This window comes from Novosphingobium sp. FW305-C-111, assembly GCF_058783565.1.
In genome coordinates this window covers 44112-61272 of the sequence record NZ_JBYSYP010000010.1, presented here as the reverse complement: position 1 = coordinate 61272, position 17161 = coordinate 44112, and the positions used below count along the sequence as shown (strand labels likewise).

Genomic DNA, 17161 nt, shown 5'->3' with positions numbered 1-17161 from the left:
GAGAGGCGGAGCGCTTCCCGCCTCGCAACACCCGTCGCGGCGGGGCGTATAAACCTATATGGTTCTTTTTGTCAATAGAATTTGCCAATTCACCTTTGATCCAGCAAGGCGGGAGCCGGACCCGTCCTGTCGCGTTCAGCGAAGGACTTGGCACGAAGGACCACGATGAGCGACTTTCCCACCGATCGAATTATCGTGGCCCCCGGCGACATCGACCTGTCCCGGTCGCCGCTCGCCGGCCATCTCGATGCCGAGACCTATGTGCTCGGCGCGTTCAATCCGGGGCTGACGCGGCTGCCAGGCGGCAACCTCGCGGCCTTCGTGCGCGTCGCCGAAGCACTGCGCGAACCGGTCCGCGACGGCCATGTCCACGCGATCCGCTGGGACGCCGGGCGCTATGTCCTCGATGCCTGGCCGCTCGATCAGGTAGATACGACAGACCCGCGCAAGTTCATGATCCGCGGCGGCCCCTGGCAGGTCATGGCCCTGACCTCGCTGTCGTGGATCCTGCCGGTGGAACTCTCGCCGGACGGGCTCGAGATCGTCGCTTTCCACTACGACGCGGCGATTGCGCCGGAAGCGCCGTTCCAGTGCTACGGCGTGGAGGACTCGCGCGTTTCAAGGGTCGGCGACCAGTGGCTGATGACCACCTGCTCGGTCAGCCCGGAGCGGCACTGCACCACGCTCCATGTCTCCGACGACGGCCTCCACTTCCGTCTCGCCGACATAGTGCTCGATCACCAGAATAAGGACATGCTGATCTTCGAAGGGCTGGTCGGCGGACAGTACTGGGCGCAGACCCGGCCGCTCGGCGACCTGTACTTCGCCTATCCGCCGGGGAGTCTGTGGCACGCCGGCCCCTCGATCAACCTGGCGACCTCACCCGATGCGCGGCACTGGAAGCCGATGCGCGAGCCCGGCCTGCGTCCGGCCGCGGGGATCGGCACGGCGCGGATGGGCGGCGGGGCGCCGCCGGTGCTGACCGACCGCGGCTGGCTGACCCTGTGGCACGCGGTCGAGCCGGGCGGAGTCGTCGGGATCTATCGCACGTTCTGGTCTCTGCTCGACCGGGACGAGCCGTGGCGGGTGGTGGCACAGGGCACGGCGGCGGTGCTCAATCCCGCGCCGGACCTGACAGCGCCGCTGGAGGACCTCATGTACATCCGCGACGTGGTGTTCACCACCGGGATCGCCGACGGCGGCGACCACTGGATCGTCGCCTCGGGCGAGGCGGACCTCGCCTGCCGGCTGACCCATGTCCCAAAGGCCGCCCTGACCTGATCGAAAAAGACGTTTTGCCAATCACTTATTGCAACTACCCGGCTTTGCTATAATCTTTCGGTAGATGGGCCGAGGGGGACAAACGATGGAGCGGCTGGTCGACCTCGCCACCCGCCTGCTTTTGCGCCGTCCGCCTGCTGTCCACGTCGTACCCGTTCTGTCCCTGACGATCGTCGCGGTGACCGCTGCACGAGATGCCATCGACGGCGGGCGAAGCGGTTTCCTGTTCGCGCCGTACCTGCCCATCGTGTTGCTCACCGCCATGCTGTGCGGCTGGCGGTTCGCCCTGCTGGCGCTGGCGGGCAGCATGCTGGCGGTGCACGTGACCTTCCTCCCCGGCGGATGGGGTGGCACGCCCTATGAAGGGGTGATCCCGGTCCTCGGCAGCCTGACCCTGTCGACCGTGATCATGGTCGGCATGGCCGAGTTCATGCGCCTGGTCGTGCGGCGCGCGGCAGAGCAGGCGCAGGACATGGAGACGTTCAATGCAGAGCTGGTTCATCGCAACAAGAACGCGATGCAGCTGATGATCGGGATGATCCAGCGCGGCTTGAGCGAGCCGGACATGGCCGACTATTTCACCAAGCTGCCACCGCGGATGATGGCCTGGGGCCGGGCCGGGGAACTGCTGCGCTATGGCGTGCTGCCGGCCTGCGACCTCAGGGACCTTATCGACATGGTGCTATCGCCGTTCCCCCAGGAACGGATCGACCTGGCGGGAGCCCCGGTCCGCATCGACCGCGACGTCGCGACGGCACTGGCCATGGCGTTGCACGAACTGGCGACGAACGCGTGCAAGTACGGCGCGCTGTCGACCAACAATGGCCGCGTGCTGCTGGCCTGGACGCAGGACGGCGCCTTGGTCCGGCTCGTCTGGACGGAACTGGACGGACCGCCGGTCGTGCCCCCCGTCCGGCAGGGCTTCGGCACCAGGCTCCTGAGCCGCCAGCGGGCCTTTGCCCACGTGGCCATCGACTACCTCCCGGCGGGGCTGCGCTCAGAGCTGGCATTCGCAAGCGCCGGGAGCGACGCCGCCTAGCCCGCCGGGTCTTCGTGCAGCCAGGCCGCCTGGCGCGGGGCACGCTTGGTCCGGCTCCATTCCTCGAGCATCTGCGGGGCCAGATCCTTGAGCTCGGCGTACTGCTCGGGCTTGCCGATGTTGCAGGCGAGTTCCAGCCGGTGGCCGTTGGGATCGAAGAAGTAGATCGAGCGGAAGATGCCGTGATACGTCGGCCCCAGGACCTCGACCCCCTGGCCCTCGATATGCGACTTGGCCGCCAGCAGCGCCGCCTCGTCCTCGACCTCGAAGGCGAGGTGCTGGACCCACGCCGGGGTGTTGGGGTCCTTCCCCATCTCGGGCTGGCTGGGCAGCTCGAAGAACGCCAGCACGTTGCCGCCACCGGCGTCGAGGAAGACGTGCATGTAGGGATCGTCCTCGCCGGTCGAGGGCACCTTGTCCTCGGCGAAGGCGGTCGTGTAGTCCATGCCCAGCACGCGGGCATACCACTCGACCGTCTCCTTCGCGTCGCGGCAGCGGTAGGCGACGTGGTGGATGCGCTTGAGGCCCGGGAAACCGCTCATGCGTCGACTCCTTCCACCTTCAGCGCACCACGGCGCAGCTGGTCGCGCTCCATGCTTTCGAACAGCGCGGTGAAGTTGCCCTCGCCGAAGCCTTCGTCCTTCTTGCGCTGGATGAATTCGAAGAACACCGGACCGACCATCGTCTCCGAGAAAATCTGGAGGAGCAGGCGCGGATCGCCCTTCTCCGTCGAGCCGTCGAGGAGGATGCCGCGCTGCTGCAGCTCCGCCACCGGCTCGCCGTGGCCGGGGAGGCGCTCGTCGAGCATCTCGTAGTAGGTTTCGGGCGGCGCGGTCATGAACGGGGTGCCGAGCGCCTTGAGCTTGTCCCAGCCGCCGAGCAGGTCGTCGCAGGCGAAGGCGACGTGCTGGATGCCTTCGCCGTTGTACTGCCGCAGGAACTCGTCGATCTGGCCGCCGCCGGCCTTGCCCTCTTCGTTGAGGGGAATGCGGATCTTGCCGTCAGGCGCGGTCATCGCCCGGCTGGTGAGGCCGGTGTACTCGCCCTTGATGTCAAAATAGCGGATCTCGCGGAAGCCGAACACGCGCTCGTAGAACGCGCCCCAGTGGGCCATGCGCCCGCCGTAGACGTTGTGGGTGAGGTGGTCGATCGTATGGAAGCCGGCGCCCACCGGGTGGCGATCGACGCCGGGTTCATAGACGAAATCGATGTCCCAGATCGACAGCGCGCCGTTGCCGTCCACCTCGTAGCGGTCGACGAGGTAGATGATCGAGCCGCCGATCCCGCGGATCGCGGGGAGGACCAGTTCCATCGGCCCGGCGCGGACCTCGACCGGCTCCGCCCCGCGCTCGACCGCCAAGGCATAGGCCTTGGCCGCGTCGCGCACCCGCCAGCCCATGCCGCACACCGAAATGCCGTGCTCGGCGGCGAAGTAGGCGGCCGGGCTGCGCGGTTCGTAATTGGCGACGAGGTTGATCGCCCCCTGCCGCCACAGCTCGACATCCTTCGAACGGTGGCGCGCGATCCGGGTGAAGCCCATCGCCGCGAACACCGGTTCGAGCTTGCCCTTCTCGGGCGAGGAAAACTCGATGAACTCGAACCCGTCGAGGCCGAGCGGGTTTTCGAACAGGTCGGTCATGTGGCGAGACTCCCGCAGCTGGCGTTTCCGCGATGATAGCGCATTCCGGCCTCACGGTGCGTGCATTGTTTGCCCATTGAGAACCCTCCCTGCACAGAATTTGCAGTATTCATCATTTCAGCGCATATTATACGCGTGCTGGACCGATACGACCTCAAGATCCTCGACACCTGGCAGGACCGCGGCGACATCGGGCCGGTGGAAATGGCCCAGGCCGTCGCGCTGTCGCCCTCGCAGTGTTCGCGGCGCATGCAGGCGCTGAAGAAGGCCGGGCTGGTCCGCGAGTTCCGTGCCGTGCTCGAGCCGGGCGCAGTCGGGGTCGGGATCATCGCCTATATCCTCCTCACCATGACCAGCCACGCGCCGCAGGCGGCCGAGCGGTTCCGTGCGATGGTCGCGGACCTCGACGAGGTGCTGGAATGCCAGAAGCTGACCGGCACCGCCGACATGATCCTCAAGGTCGCTACCCACGACCTCGCCTCGTTCAACGCGCTGCTCACCCACCGCATCCTCGCCGCACCCGAAGTGGCGACCGCGCAGTCGAGCATCATCCTCGAGGACATCAAGAGCACCTCGCGCCTGCCGCTGCGGTTTGCCGGGGGCTGATCGACAAGCGCCGCGCGGCGACTTAAGCCGGTGGCATGCCCGCGCTCCTGACCCCGGCGGACCGCCGCCCCATTCCCTCCGGCTTCCTCGACGATTTGCGCGCACGGTTCGGCGAGGCGCTGCAGACCAGCGCGGCGATCCTCGACCAGCATGGGGCGAGCGAGACGCATTTTTCGGGCATGGTCCCTGACGCAGTGGTTTTCGCGCAGTCCACCGAGGACGTGGTCGCGCTGGTCGAGCTCTGCGCCGAGGCGAGGGTGCCGATCGTACCGTGGGGCGCGGGCACCTCGATCGAGGGGAATGCCTGCCCGGTGGTCGGCGGGATCTCGCTCGACCTGACCCGGATGGACAAGGTCGTGGCGGTCAACGCCGGGGACTTCGACTGCCGCGTCCAGCCCGGCGTCCGGCGCGAGGCGCTCAACCTGCACTTGCGCGACCAGGGCTTGTTCTTCCCGATCGATCCGGGCGCGAATGCCACGCTGGGCGGCATGGCCTCGACCCGGGCGAGCGGGACCAACGCGGTCCGCTATGGCACGATGAAGGACGCGGTCATGGCGCTCGAGGTGGTGACGCCGCAGGGCAAGGTCATCCGCACTGCCCGCCGCGCGCGCAAGACCGCGGCCGGGTACGACCTCACCCGGCTCTACGTCGGGTCGGAAGGCACGCTTGGCATCATCACCGAGATCACCCTGCGCCTCCACCCCATTCCCGAGGCGATTTCCGCGGCGGTCTGCGGGTTCGAGACGCTCCACGGCGCGGTCGATACCGTGGTCCAGTCGATCCAGTGCGGCGTGCCGCTGGCCCGCGTCGAGATCCTCGACGAACTCCAGATCACCGCGGTCAACCGCTGGTCGAAGCTCGACCTCGCCGAAGTCCCGACGCTGTTCTTCGAATTTCACGGCAGCCCGGCCCACGTCGCCGAGCAGGTCGAGACCGTCCGCGCCATCGCCGAAGCCAACGGCGGCGGAGAGATGGCCTGGGCAACCCAGACCGAGGAGCGCAACCGCCTGTGGCGCGCGCGGCACGAGGCCTATTACGCCGCGGTCAACCTGCGGCAGGGCGCGATCGGCTGGTCGAGCGACGTCTGCGTCCCGCTCAGCCGGCTTGCCGAATGCATCGCCGAAACCCGCCGCGACCTCGATGGCGCGAAAGTGCCGGGGACGATCCTCGGCCACGTCGGCGACGGCAATTTCCATGTCGTGTTCTCGATCGATCCGAATGCGCCCGAGGAAATGGCCGAAGTCGAGGCGCTCAACGCCCGTCTCGTCGACCGGGCGCTGGCGATGGACGGGACCTGCACCGGCGAACACGGCATCGGGCTCGGCAAGCAGCACTGCCTCGTCGCCGAACTTGGCGAGGCGGTCGAACAGATGCGGATGATCAAGCGCAGCTTCGATCCCGACAACATCATGAACCCGGGGAAGATTTTCACGCTGTGAGCGCCCTCCCGGTCCGGCGCGGGTCGCGCACTGCCACCGCGATGCCGGACCCGTCAAATCGCGCTTGCCGATCTTTGTAACGGGTGTCCGGCAGGGCAGGACCAGTCGCGGGCGAGCGCGATGAACGACGCGGAACCGGCTAGTCCCTCAGCAGGTCGAGCGGCCGGAACACCACGCGGAACGCGACGCCGCGGTCTTGCAGGTCGCGGTTACCCGGCGCGGAGAACTCGCGCAGGGCCTTGCCATACGTCACCGTCGCGGTGATCGCAGGGGACGGGGTCCAGGCGAGTGTGCCGCCGACGCTGGCGATGGTATCGGGGACCGCGCCGGCCCCCTCCCGGTTGTGGAGGTAGGCCCCGTCGACGAACGCCGAGACCGCGAACGCGCCCCAGTCGAACCCCGGCCCGCGCGCCTTCCTGGGCGTCAGCGAAAAGCGCTGGACCAGCTCGACCGAGCCATTCACGCCGGTGTCGGCCAGCACCAGCGTTTCGCGGTAACCGCGCACCGTATCCGCGCCGCCGGCCGAGAACCGCTCGCCCGAATAGACGATCCCGTCGGTCCACTGCGCCGAAAGCCGGGCGCGCAGTTCCAGCCCGCGCGGATTGAGCCGGCGGGCGTAGCTGACCTGGCCACGCAGCGAGCGGAAGTCGGTATCCGGGGTCACCAGCCCGACGACATCGCTGCGGGTTCCGTCCAGCCCTTGCGTCGCGGTGAGCGAGGCGATCAGGACCGTGCCGATGTCGCGCTGGGCATAGTCGGCCGTGAAGCGCAGCGCGCTGTACTCGGTGCGGCCCTTGACCGCACCGGGGGCGAACGAGAACGGCTGGCCAAGCAGCCGGGTCAGCGAATAGCGGTGCGCATAGCCGAACCCCAGTCGCAGCGACCGCGCCGGCTTCCACCCCTTGCCGTCGCCACGCGGCATCAGCGGCTGCTGGACCACGACGCGGGCAAGCCCGGCCTCGACGTTCCAGTCCTCGGCGGTGATGTCGAGCGCGGCGAGCTGGGGATCGATCACCGCCGCCTCGTTGCGCCCGCCGCGCACCGTGAGCAGCGTGTCGCGCGACAGGAACGGCATCTCGTACCCGGCGGCAAAGTCGATCTTCCCCGCGGTCCGCCCGACCTCGCCGCTGAACAGGTCGCCCGGGGTCAGCGCGCTGCGGACCATTGCCCCTACCGCATAGCGCTCCCCGCCGATCGAGGGCGAGCGATTGTTCGCGGCGAGGAAATAGACGTCGAATTGCGGCTGCGGCTCGACTGTCAGGGTCAGCTGCGCCTCTCCCGGGCGGCCCCCGGGGCGCAGGTTGGCATCGACCGTGCGGATTGCCGGATTTTCCGCGAGCAGGCGGAACTGCCGCTCGATGGCCGAAGCATTGAGCGGCGTCTCGCGCGCCGCGGTCATCCGGTTGGCGATGAATGCCTCGCTCAGTCCGTTGCTGCCGGCCTTGCCCCACTCGACCGCCAGCCCTGGCGACCCGTCCGCGCCGCCCGCCAGCCGGCCGAGCACCAGCCGCAGTTGCAGCTCGCCGCCGTCGGTCGGAGCCGGCCCGCTCACCAATACCCCGGAGTTGATAAAGCCGTTGGCCGCAAAGGCGCGGTTGATCAGCTGGACCAGCGCCACCACCCGGTCCAGCCGGACCGGCGTGCCGACCATCCCGTTAGCCGCGAACTGCGCCTCGATCCAGGCCGGGTCCATCGCCTGGCCCCTGGCCAGCGCCAGGCGCAGGTCACCGGAGCGGGCCTCGACCGGCCAGTCGTAAGCCGCGCGGGCGGTACCGTCGTCCCCGCCCTCGACAACGATCCGGCCGATCGTCACGCTGGTCGCGATGACCGGCACCGGCGCCTCCCCGACCGGGGCGGCGGGGAACGTCGTCGGCGCGGGGAATTCGGGCGCGGCAGGTGCCGCGAGCGGGCCGACCCGCTCGGCCTTGGGATCGCCCGCGACCTGCGCATAAGCCGGTGCCGCCGCGCAAGCGAGGCCCGCTCCCAGGATCAGGCGCGCCTTCACGAGCAGGCCTCCAGCGTGCGGCTTTGCGAGAGCAGCGCGGTCGCCGCCGGGGACAGTGCCGGGGTGCCCAGCGCATATGGCCCGGTCACCTGCCGCACGAACCGGCTCGCCTTGCTCGAGCGCGAGCCCGCGCACTGTCCGCTGAGGATTCCGCCGGCATCGAGGAACGGCAGTTCGACCGTCTCGGTCCCGGTGATCTGGTCGCCGAACTGGCTGTCGAGCACCAGCGACCCGTCGACCGACACGAGGTTGATCCGGTCGGCCGAGCGGATGAAGAAGCTCGACCGGATCAGCACGTTGGCCCCGCCCTGCGCGCCAAGCGCGAGGATGTTCCCGCCGTCCGAGAGGATCAGGTAGGGGTTCGAGATCGTGATCCGCCCGCCGGTGTTCGCCCCCGAACTGGTCGTGATCACCCCGGGGACCTCGCCCTTCAGGAGCAGCGTGCCCTCGCTGGGCAGCGTCAGGTTGATGTTGCCCGCCGGGCCGCTCGCCGAGTTGGTGGTGATCTGGCTTCCGTTCAGCACGCTGATGTTGCCGGCCCTGATGCTGATCGCCCCCGCTGGGGAAGCCGTCGTCGAAACCGAATTGATCGCGCCGGTATCGAGCACGAGATTGCCCGCGGAAATGCGGATGTCGCCGGCGAGGCCGGTCCCCCCCGTCGCGGTCGAGACGACTGAATTGCCGATCAGCCCGAGGTCTCCGGTAATGGCGAGATCGACGGTTCCGGCATTGCCGGTCGATCCGGCGAGCGCCTGCGAGTTGATCGTCGCCTGTCCGCCGAGGAGAGCGCGACCGGCGGCGATCGAGACGCTCCCCGCCGCGCCGCCGCGGAAGGTTGCCGACGAAATCGCGCCCCCGTTCATCGTCAGCAGCGGGGTGGTGATCGAGACCGCGCCGCCGCTGCCGCCGAAAGTCGAGGAGGTGATGATGCTGCCCGGCTGCAGCGACAGGCGGGTGCTGGCCTCGATGGTCACGCCGCCCGCATTGCCGACCGGGGTGCCGATAGCGGGCAGCGCCTGCGAGCGGATGAACGCGCTGTCGATCAAGGCCGCGGCAGCGCCTGGCGATTGGCCGCCGGTCGCTGCCGTGGCCTGGCCCGACCGCGCCATGTCGATGGTCGTCGCCTTAACCACGACGTTGCCGCCATTGCCCGGTCCGCTGGTGGAGGAGGTGATGTCGCCGGCGACAAGGCGGAGCGCGCCCGTCGTCACCAGCACCGACCCGGCGTTGCCGATGCCGCTCGTCTCCGACGAGATCTCGCCGCCGTTCATCGTCAGTCCTGCGGAACGGACAGCCACCGCGCCGGCGTTGCCCGAGCCGGCGGTCGAGGCGCTGATCGCGGCGCTGTCGGCGATGTCGAACTGCCCCGCGACCACCACCGCGACCGTGCCGGCCGAACCGGAGCCGCGCGCCGTGGACGCGACAAGCGAATCCCCGGAAATGCTGGCGCGCCCCGCATCGATGCGGACGTCGCCGCCCTTTCCGCTGGCGAACGTGGACGAGGCAATGGCGCCGCCGGTCATGGTCAGGTCAGCGGTTGTCACCGAAACCACCCCGGCATCGCCGCGGTCGAAGGCCGACGAACTGATCTGTCCGCCGCCGATGACGAGCTGGCCGGCCCGGACATCGACGGAGCCGGCGGAACCAGGACCGAGGGTGGTTGCGGCAATCGCAGCCGGCCCGGTCAGGTCCAGCCGGCCGGCGATCGCGACGCTGACCGAGCCGGCCCGCCCGGTCGCACCGCCCGTCGCCTCGGAGGTAATCCCCGACTCGTGGACGATGCTCCCTGTCAGGATGGTCGATCCGATCTCGTTGTTGCTGCCAATGGCCGCGCTCTCCGCCCGCACCGAAACGTCGCCGGCATTGCCGGATCCGTTGGTCAGCGAGGTGATGATGGAGTCGGTCGTGACGATCAGCGACCTGGCGGTCACGTCCACTTTGCCCGCATCGCCCGGACCGGCCGTCGCCGCCGAGATCCGCGCCCCATTGGTGAGCCGCAAGGTGCCTCGCGAGACGTCCACGGAAACGGTCCCGGCATGGCCGGTCGCGCCGCGCTGCGCCTCGCTGACGAAGCTGGTGTCGAACGCGTCGATGCTGCCGGCGGTGATGCGCAGCTCGCCGGCGTTGCCACTGGAGCGGGTGGACGACGAGATCTGGCCGAACCTGCCGATGATGCGGCCGGCATCGACCCGGACCTGCCCGGCATTGCCGCCGCTGGCGGTCGAAGCAGCGATCGCGCCATTGCCGTCCAGCGTGAGCGTTCCGCCGACCGACACCCCGACAGAGCCGGCGTTGCCGAGCGTGAGCGTGTTGGAGCGGATGGCCGCATTGTCGAAAAGGGACAGGTCTTCCGTCACGCGGACCGATACCTCTCCCGCATGGCCGGTATCCGGGTCCGCACCGCTCCCGATGAGTGTCTGCGAGGAAATCAGGCCGTTGCCGCTGATCTTCGCCGCACGGGCCGTCACCGCTATGCGACCTGCATTGCCGGAACCCGAGGTGCCCGAGACGATGCTGCCCCCGCTCATCTCCAGTTCGTCGACCACGACGTTGATCACCCCGCCTGCACCGCTGGTCGATGTGTTGGAGGCGATTCCGCCTTGCGTCCCGCTCATCACCAGCCGGCGGCCGACGATGTCTATCGTGCCGGCATGACCCGTGCCGAATTCGCTCGAGGCCGAGATTCGTCCGCCGGATTGCAGGTTCAGCGTGTCGAAGCGGACGTCGACTGCACCTGCATTGCCCGAACCGACCGTGCCCGAGGTGATGATGCCGTCACCCGTGACGGTCGCCGTCCCGGCGATGACCTGGACCGAGCCTGCCGCACCGGCGGTCTGGGTCAGCGAGCGTATGTCGCCGTTCTCGAGCCGGAGATCCCCGACCCGGACCACGACGTTCCCGGCACTTCCGGTTCCATGGACGGGCGCGTTGCCGGCATCGACGGTCGAGGCAGAAATGGCGGCGCCGCTTCGCATCGTGAGCACGCCGGAAACCGATACGTCGACAAGCCCGCCGTCGCCGCTGGCCCCGATGCCCACGTCGCTGTTGATCGTCGCCCCTGACAGAAGGGCATTGTCGGCGACGACCCGGACATCGCCCGCATGGCCCGAACCGTTGGTGAACGAGGTGATCTGTCCGCCGACCGCCTCGATCGTCGTGGCACGGACATCGACCAGCCCGCCATCGCCGCTGCCGAGGGTGTAGGACGATATTTCACCGCCCCGCATGCGCAATAACGGCGCTTGCAGATCGACCACTCCGCCGCGCCCGCCGCCCGTTGCAAAGGCGGAGATCGAGCCGCGATTGCCAAGCGAAACCATGCCCCCGGCGCGGACCGTGACCGAACCCGCATCGCCGCTGCTCAGCGACTTCGAGGTGATCGCGGCTGCTCCGGCCAGCGAAAGGTCATTTGTGGCCCCCACCACAACCTGACCCGCGTTCCCGGCTCGCTGCCCAATCAGGAACAACCCCTCCGAGGCGGACGTGATCGCGGCGATTCCGCCCATCCTGATCGAACCGGCACTTATGTCGATGAGGCCGCCCTGTCCGGCCCCCTTGGTGCTGCTGGAAATCTCGCCCAGCGCCATGCTGAGGTCGCCGGTCCTGATCCGGATCGTTCCTGCATCCCCGCTGCCAAAGAAGCTCGTCGAAGAAATGGCGCCCTGCACCCGCAGCGAGTCCGCGACAATCGAGACCGACCCTGCCGCCCCGTCGCCGAAGGTATCGACACCCACCCGTCCCGATACGGACATCCGGCCGGCCCGGATCGTCACGCTGCCGGCATTGCCGGATCCGGCCGAGGTCCCCGTGATCGAACCCGGAGAAAGCAGGGTCACGTTATCGATGACGTTGAAATCGACCGGATCCTCGAATGCCGCTCCGACATCGAGGGTGCCCGACACGTTGACGGTCACGTCGCCGGCGTTCCCCGAAGATCCAGTCGCGGTCCGCGATCCGACCGGGAGGCGCAGGAAGGCGTCGGTGGCCGTGAGGCTGACATTGCCGGCATTGCCGGAGCCGCTCGTGGTCGAGCCGATCGCATCGACGCCGAAGAAATCCCCTGCCCCGTCGATCGTGCGAACCGCGATGCTGACGTTGCCCGCGTTGGCACTCCCCGAGGTGTTCGATTCGATCCGGGAATCGCGAACGATCAGGCTGTCCGCCGTGACCCGGACGTCGCCGCCCGCCCCGCTCCCGGCGGTACTGGCCGAAACTAGCGCCCCGTCTGTGACCTTGAGCTCGCCCGTGACCGCGATCGTGGCCGCGCCCGCCGCGCCGGTCGCCGCCGCACGCGAAGCGCCGGTGATCTGCGTCCCGCTCAGCGAGGCACTGCCGGCCGCGATGCGGACCAGTCCGGCATCGCCGGCGCCTTCGGTATAGCTGGCGATTTCACCGCCCGTCGCCTCGATCCGGCCCGCGGTGATCTCGATCGCCCCGGCGCTTCCGGACGACGTGGCGAACGCCGAAATCCCTGCGGTACCGGCGATGGTCAGCGTGCCCGCATCGATCGCGACCCTGCCGGCATCCCCGTTCGTGGCCGATTGCGCCCCGATCAGGGCAGCGCCGGCCAGCGCCAGCGTTCCGGTCACGCGCACCGTGACATCTCCGGCATTTCCGGAATCGAGACTGCCGCCCGAACCCGGTGCCGTCAGCGAAACGATCTTGGCCGAACCCGATAGGTCGGCGCTCTGCGCGGTCACGTTCACGGCCCCGGCGGTGCCGCCCCCCGCCGTGGATGACGAGATGACACCCCCGGCCATTCCCAGCTCGCCGGCCGCTACCGTCACTGCACCCGCAGCCCCGGTTCCGGCGGTGTTGGCGAGGATCGCGGAGGAGCCGCCCATCGCCAGCCGCCCGGTCGCTTCCACTCCGACTGCGCCCGCCGCCCCGGGACCGCTGGTCGATGACGAAATGACGCCGTCCGGCATCACGAGCTCGCCAGCCGAAACGCTGACTGTCCCGGCGTTTCCGGTCCCGAGCGTGTTGGCGGCTATCGCCGCTCCCCCGCCCAGCGACAGCTGCCCCGTCACCGTTACCGAAACCGCGCCTGAATTTCCGCCCGACCCGGCGCGGGCGGTGCTGGTGATCCGGGTGCCCGCGAGGCTCACGCCGCCTGCCACCAGCGAGACATTGCCGCCAGCGCCGGTCCCCCGCGTGTCGGAGCTGATCTCGCCACCGGTTCCGGTGACCGAGGTCGCGGCCACGCGTATATCGCCGCCCGCACCTCCCGCCGTGGCGGCCGCCGTGATCGCGCCGGAGTTCGCCAGGGTCAGCGTACCGGTGCGGATGTCGATCGCCCCGGCATTGCCGTTCGTGGCCGACCGCGTGGTGATCGCGCTCGACCCGCTGATCGACAGCGATTCGGACGCGCGCAGCACCACGCTCCCGGAATCGCCGGTCTGCAGGTTGCCGCCGACCGCCTGGGTCCGCGAGCCGATCGACGAGCCCCCGTCGAGCGAGACGGTCCGCGCCGTCACCGATACGTCCCCGCCCCTGGTCAGGCTGGTGGCGTCGGAGATGATCTTGCCGAAGCGGTGCAGCGCCAGGGTATCGACGTTGAGCCGGATGTCCCCGGTCAGGGTCTGGATCGCGCTGGTGTCGCCCGGAATCGCGGCGTCCCCGATGGTGAGCGAGCCGCCGGTGATCGCGATGGATCCGCCGCCGGTCGCCAGGCGCGAGTTGAAGGTGATCTCCATGCGGTTCGCCGCGATGTCGGCCCGGTCGCCGGCGCTGTCGCCGACGAACACCGATCCACCCACGAGCCAAACCCTGTTCGCCGCGGCCGCCAGGGAGTTCGCATCGATCGTTGCGGCCGCGACGAAGACCGTTCCATCGCCCTGCACCGTGAACGGATCCGCCAGCGACACGTTCGCCGCACCGCTGCCCACGGCCACGAGCCCCAGCCGCTGCCGCGGCCCGGTCATCACACCGCTCGAAAGGACCACGTCCGACCCGACCAGCGTGACGGAGCCCGCGCCCGCAAGGTTGAGCACGTTGCTCGCCTCGACCGCCCCTTGCCCGCCAAGGAAGCCGAACGATTCCGGCGCGGCGATCGAGAAGGTCGCGCCGGAAGGGGTCACTGCCGAGAACACCGGCCCGCTGGCGAAGCGCAGCTCCTGGCCCGTCGAGAAATACGCCGCGTTCGGCACGCTGACCGAGGAGAACCCGCCGAACACGACGCCGGCTGGGTTGATGAACCAGAAGTCGGCGTTCGGCATGTCCGACACGACCAGCCCGCCATCGATCTGCGAGGGACCGCCGCCGGTCACCCGGTTGATCACGTTCCGGATCGAGCCCGCGTCCGCCGCGCCGCGCTGCCACGCCGCGGTGTCGCGATAATCGAGGTTGAAGGTGGCGAAGCTGTGGAACAGGTTCGGGCCCGAAAGGGTGCCGCCGGTGATGGTGTGAGTCTGGTCGACCGTCGTCACCACCGTCCCGACGGCGAACGGGTTGCCCATGTCCGGCACAATCGCCGTGATGCTGGGTGCGTCGGGATCGGGCAGCTGGATGACCACCTGCGCCTGCGCGGTGCCCGCCGCGAGCGCGCCGAGCGCCAGTCCTGCCAGGAAATGCACGCCCCTCATCGCCAGCCCCCCAGCAGTGTAAATGCCGCCCATATCCGCGGGTCGGCGAACTCGGTCCCGCTGCCGATCATCGCAAGCTGCGCATCGCGCAGCGCTTCGGCCTTGCCCTCGCCGCGGGCGAAGCGCTGGTAGAACTGCTGCATCAGCTCGGCCGTCCCGGCATCGTCGACCTCCCACAGCGAGGCGAGCGCGCTTTCCGCGCCCGCCTGCACCGCAGTCCCGGCAAGTCCCATCGAGGCCTGGTCGTCGCCCAGCGCCGTCTCGCAGGCGCTGAGCACGATTAACGACAGCATCTCCCCGTTGCCGCGGTTAGCCGAGATGATCTCGCGCAGGTCGCTGAGCAGGATCGCGGAATCGTCGGAGACGATGAACGAACGGTCCGAGCGGCCGTTGAACGAGGCGTGCGTGGCAAGGTGCAGGACGTCCACGTTGCGCCCCTCGAACGCGGCTTTCAGCTCGCCGCGCTTGAAGTTGTCGATGTGCACGCCAAGCGGCCTGGCCGCGTCGCCGAGGCCGGAGGCCATCTGCGCTTCCTCCGAAGTCCCGGGCAGCGCGGCGAAGGAACCTGCGGGCAGGTCCACCGCTTCGGACAGCGAGACCGCGACCACCGCCGGGTTGCGCGCGAGCGCACCGCCAGGCTGGGTATAGGCCAGGGACGGCGCGACCGAAATGCGGGTCTTCTGGACGAGCAGGGTCCCGTCGGGCGCCCGCAGCGCCGCGAACGGCAGGCGGCGCAGCGCCCCGTCCGGTACGATGACCAGCGTCGAGCCGGGGCCGAGCAGCCCCTCGATCGGCTGGATCAGCAGGCGGTAAAGCTCGGCGGCGGGTGCCTCCCAGCTGTCGTCGTTGCCATAGCCGAGTTCGTAGGAGGTCTTCTTGACCAGCTGGCCGATGCGGTCCGCCCCGGCGTTGTCGGACTGGGTGACCCGGCGGTATTCGGCGGGCTTGCCGTCACCGGCATTGACTGCATAGATCAGCTCGACCCGGTCCTCGAGGAGGATCGGATAAAGCAGGATCTCGCCCGCGCGCAGTTCGCCGGGATCGACCGGCACGCGCGGCGGAACGCAGTCCGCGCCGAACACGTTCTGGATCTCGGCCTGGCGGAACGATTCGACCACCCGCTGCGCCTCGGCGATCTCCGCGCCCTCCTGCCCGGCGTCGTGGCGCGAAAGCCGGACATCGACCGCGGCGCTGAACACCGGCTGCATCCGCAAGGCGAAGTTGGACTCGCGGGTCAGCGGGTCGAACTGCGGAAGGAGCGTCCGCACCGCCTGCAGCGCCTCGTAGGCGTGCGTCACGTGCTCGTCGCGATGGGCCGGGTCGGCCTCGGCGAGCAGCAGGAACCAGTCTGCGAGCCGGAACGGCTGGGGCCGCTGGCTTTCATGAAAGATCGCGCTGCGGATCCGCGCTGCCGCCTGATCGGGCGAGCCGGCGGCGAGGAGCACCCGGCCGCGCAGCGCCTCGACCATCGCGCGTCGCCCCGGATCGCCCGCCTCGTCCTGCCCGAGCGCGACAAGCGCCTGGGTGAGCCGGGCATCGCCGCCGCCCCCGCCATCGAGCGCCGCTTCGGCAAGGCGCGAGGCGAGCTCGAATCGGCGCGCCGGGTCGGCCACGCCGAGCGCACGCGGCAGCCCGTCGAGCGCGGCGGCAGCGGCGAGCTTGCGCAGCTCTGCGCGCGCTTCGGGTCGGCGGTCGCTTTCGGTGAGGTGGAGCCGCGCCAGCTGGAGCTGGCCGAGTGCGGCGAGGCCGTCCGCATCCGGGCCGCTTGCCGCCGAAACAGCGCACTCGAGCGCAAGCCGCGACACGGACCATGTCGTGCGATCGTCGAGCCCGTCGCCCAGCAGGGCATCGCACTTGTCGCCCCCCGCCGGCGCGGCAGCCACCACCGCCTGGTCGCTGTTCAGCGAACGCTGCGCCGAACGGGCGTTGGGCCGGACAGCAAGATTGCGGGAGACCAGCGCCAGCCGGTAGAGGATCCGCGACCGCAGGCTGTCCGACTTCGCCAGGTCGGCCTGGCCCAGTGCCGACTGGAGATAGGCTCGGGCACGGTATTCGCTCCCGCTGCGGCCGATCAGCATCGCCTCCCCGGCGGCACTGCAATAGGCGGCAAGCGCGGCGGGCGAGACCGGCCCCGCCTTGTCGGCAACCGCCAGCCGCTCGAGCGCGGCATCGGCCAACAGGAAATCGGACTGCGCGCCGCGGAGCAGGTCTTCGGCCGCAGCGGTCGCGCGAACGAGCTCGGCCTCGTTGGTCAGCTGTCCGGCCGGCTGGGCCGAGGCAAGGCAGAGCTGCTGCGGCGTTGCCGCCCATGCCGGCGCGGCCAGGGCAACGCCCGCCGCCGCCGCCGCGAGAAGCGCGGGGATCCGCATCACGCGGCTCGGCCCGCCCGTGCCCGGTCCATTCGATCCCACCGATTGCCCCCCCGCGAAATCGCCGGCCCCGGGCGATCCACGCCGCGGACACCATCTTGTCTGCCCATTCACCCGTCAAACAGACTATTAGTCGCCTGCCCCGAGACGAGGTTGTGACCGGCGGCATTGGGCAAGTCAATTGGCAACGCATCCGATA

At 69.4% G+C, this 17161-nt stretch carries 9 protein-coding genes; 4 read left to right on the top strand and 5 right to left on the bottom strand.

Going from position 1 to position 17161, the window contains the following annotated elements; translation table 11 throughout:
* Positions 1–165: 165 nt before the first annotated feature.
* Positions 166–1281, top strand: a complete 1116-nt coding sequence (locus tag AC3WLD_RS12515) for a glycoside hydrolase family 130 protein (protein WP_492557297.1) — start codon at positions 166–168, stop codon at positions 1279–1281.
* A gap of 64 nt (positions 1282–1345) precedes the next feature.
* Positions 1346–2320: a sensor histidine kinase gene (locus tag AC3WLD_RS12510; protein WP_492557296.1), complete on the top strand. Its 975-nt coding sequence runs from the start codon at positions 1346–1348 to the stop codon at positions 2318–2320.
* Here AC3WLD_RS12510 and AC3WLD_RS12505 read toward each other — a convergent pair.
* Together AC3WLD_RS12505 and hppD are read right to left on the bottom strand one after the other, a co-directional pair.
* Complete coding sequence (locus AC3WLD_RS12505) at positions 2317–2862, bottom strand: VOC family protein (protein WP_492557295.1); 546 nt, start codon at positions 2860–2862, stop codon at positions 2317–2319. The two genes, AC3WLD_RS12510 and AC3WLD_RS12505, sit on opposite strands and share 4 nt — an antisense overlap.
* Entirely contained in the window at positions 2859–3959 is a 1101-nt protein-coding gene (hppD, locus tag AC3WLD_RS12500) for a 4-hydroxyphenylpyruvate dioxygenase (protein ID WP_492557294.1), read from the bottom strand. The genes AC3WLD_RS12505 and hppD overlap by 4 nt, the downstream gene beginning before the upstream one ends.
* 135 nt (positions 3960–4094) lie before the next feature.
* Between hppD and AC3WLD_RS12495 the strand changes: the two genes are divergently transcribed.
* Positions 4095–4565, top strand: coding sequence for an Lrp/AsnC family transcriptional regulator (locus AC3WLD_RS12495; protein WP_492557293.1), 471 nt, complete (start codon positions 4095–4097; stop codon positions 4563–4565).
* Between the two features lie 35 nt (positions 4566–4600).
* Positions 4601–6004, top strand: a complete 1404-nt coding sequence (locus tag AC3WLD_RS12490; RefSeq protein WP_492557292.1) for an FAD-binding oxidoreductase — start codon at positions 4601–4603, stop codon at positions 6002–6004.
* A 139-nt stretch (positions 6005–6143) separates the two neighbouring features.
* On the opposite strand, the gene AC3WLD_RS12485 is transcribed toward AC3WLD_RS12490, so the two are convergent.
* From AC3WLD_RS12485 to AC3WLD_RS12475, 3 genes are read right to left on the bottom strand one after another with little or no spacing between them, the layout of a single operon-like run.
* Entirely contained in the window at positions 6144–8009 is a 1866-nt protein-coding gene (locus AC3WLD_RS12485) for a ShlB/FhaC/HecB family hemolysin secretion/activation protein (RefSeq protein ID WP_492557291.1), read from the bottom strand.
* Entirely contained in the window at positions 8006–14593 is a 6588-nt protein-coding gene (locus AC3WLD_RS12480) for a two-partner secretion domain-containing protein (protein ID WP_492557290.1), read from the bottom strand. Before AC3WLD_RS12480 ends, AC3WLD_RS12485 begins: the two co-directional genes overlap by 4 nt.
* Positions 14590–16962, bottom strand: a complete 2373-nt coding sequence (locus tag AC3WLD_RS12475) for a CHAT domain-containing protein (protein ID WP_492557289.1) — start codon at positions 16960–16962, stop codon at positions 14590–14592. The genes AC3WLD_RS12480 and AC3WLD_RS12475 overlap by 4 nt, the downstream gene beginning before the upstream one ends.
* Positions 16963–17161 lie beyond the last annotated feature (199 nt).

Bases quoted from the DNA above. Each gene is read 5' to 3' on its own strand.
- AC3WLD_RS12510 (WP_492557296.1), top strand. From the start codon at position 1,346: ATGGGCCGAGGGGGACAAACGATGGAGCGGCTGGTCGACCTCGCCACC.
- AC3WLD_RS12475 (WP_492557289.1), bottom strand. From the start codon at position 16,962: ATGCGGATCCCCGCGCTTCTCGCGGCGGCGGCGGCGGGCGTTGCCCTG.
- hppD (WP_492557294.1), bottom strand. From the start codon at position 3,959: ATGACCGACCTGTTCGAAAACCCGCTCGGCCTCGACGGGTTCGAGTTC.
- AC3WLD_RS12490 (WP_492557292.1), top strand. From the start codon at position 4,601: ATGCCCGCGCTCCTGACCCCGGCGGACCGCCGCCCCATTCCCTCCGGC.
- AC3WLD_RS12480 (WP_492557290.1), bottom strand. From the start codon at position 14,593: ATGAGGGGCGTGCATTTCCTGGCAGGACTGGCGCTCGGCGCGCTCGCG.
- AC3WLD_RS12515 (WP_492557297.1), top strand. From the start codon at position 166: ATGAGCGACTTTCCCACCGATCGAATTATCGTGGCCCCCGGCGACATC.
- AC3WLD_RS12505 (WP_492557295.1), bottom strand. From the start codon at position 2,862: ATGAGCGGTTTCCCGGGCCTCAAGCGCATCCACCACGTCGCCTACCGC.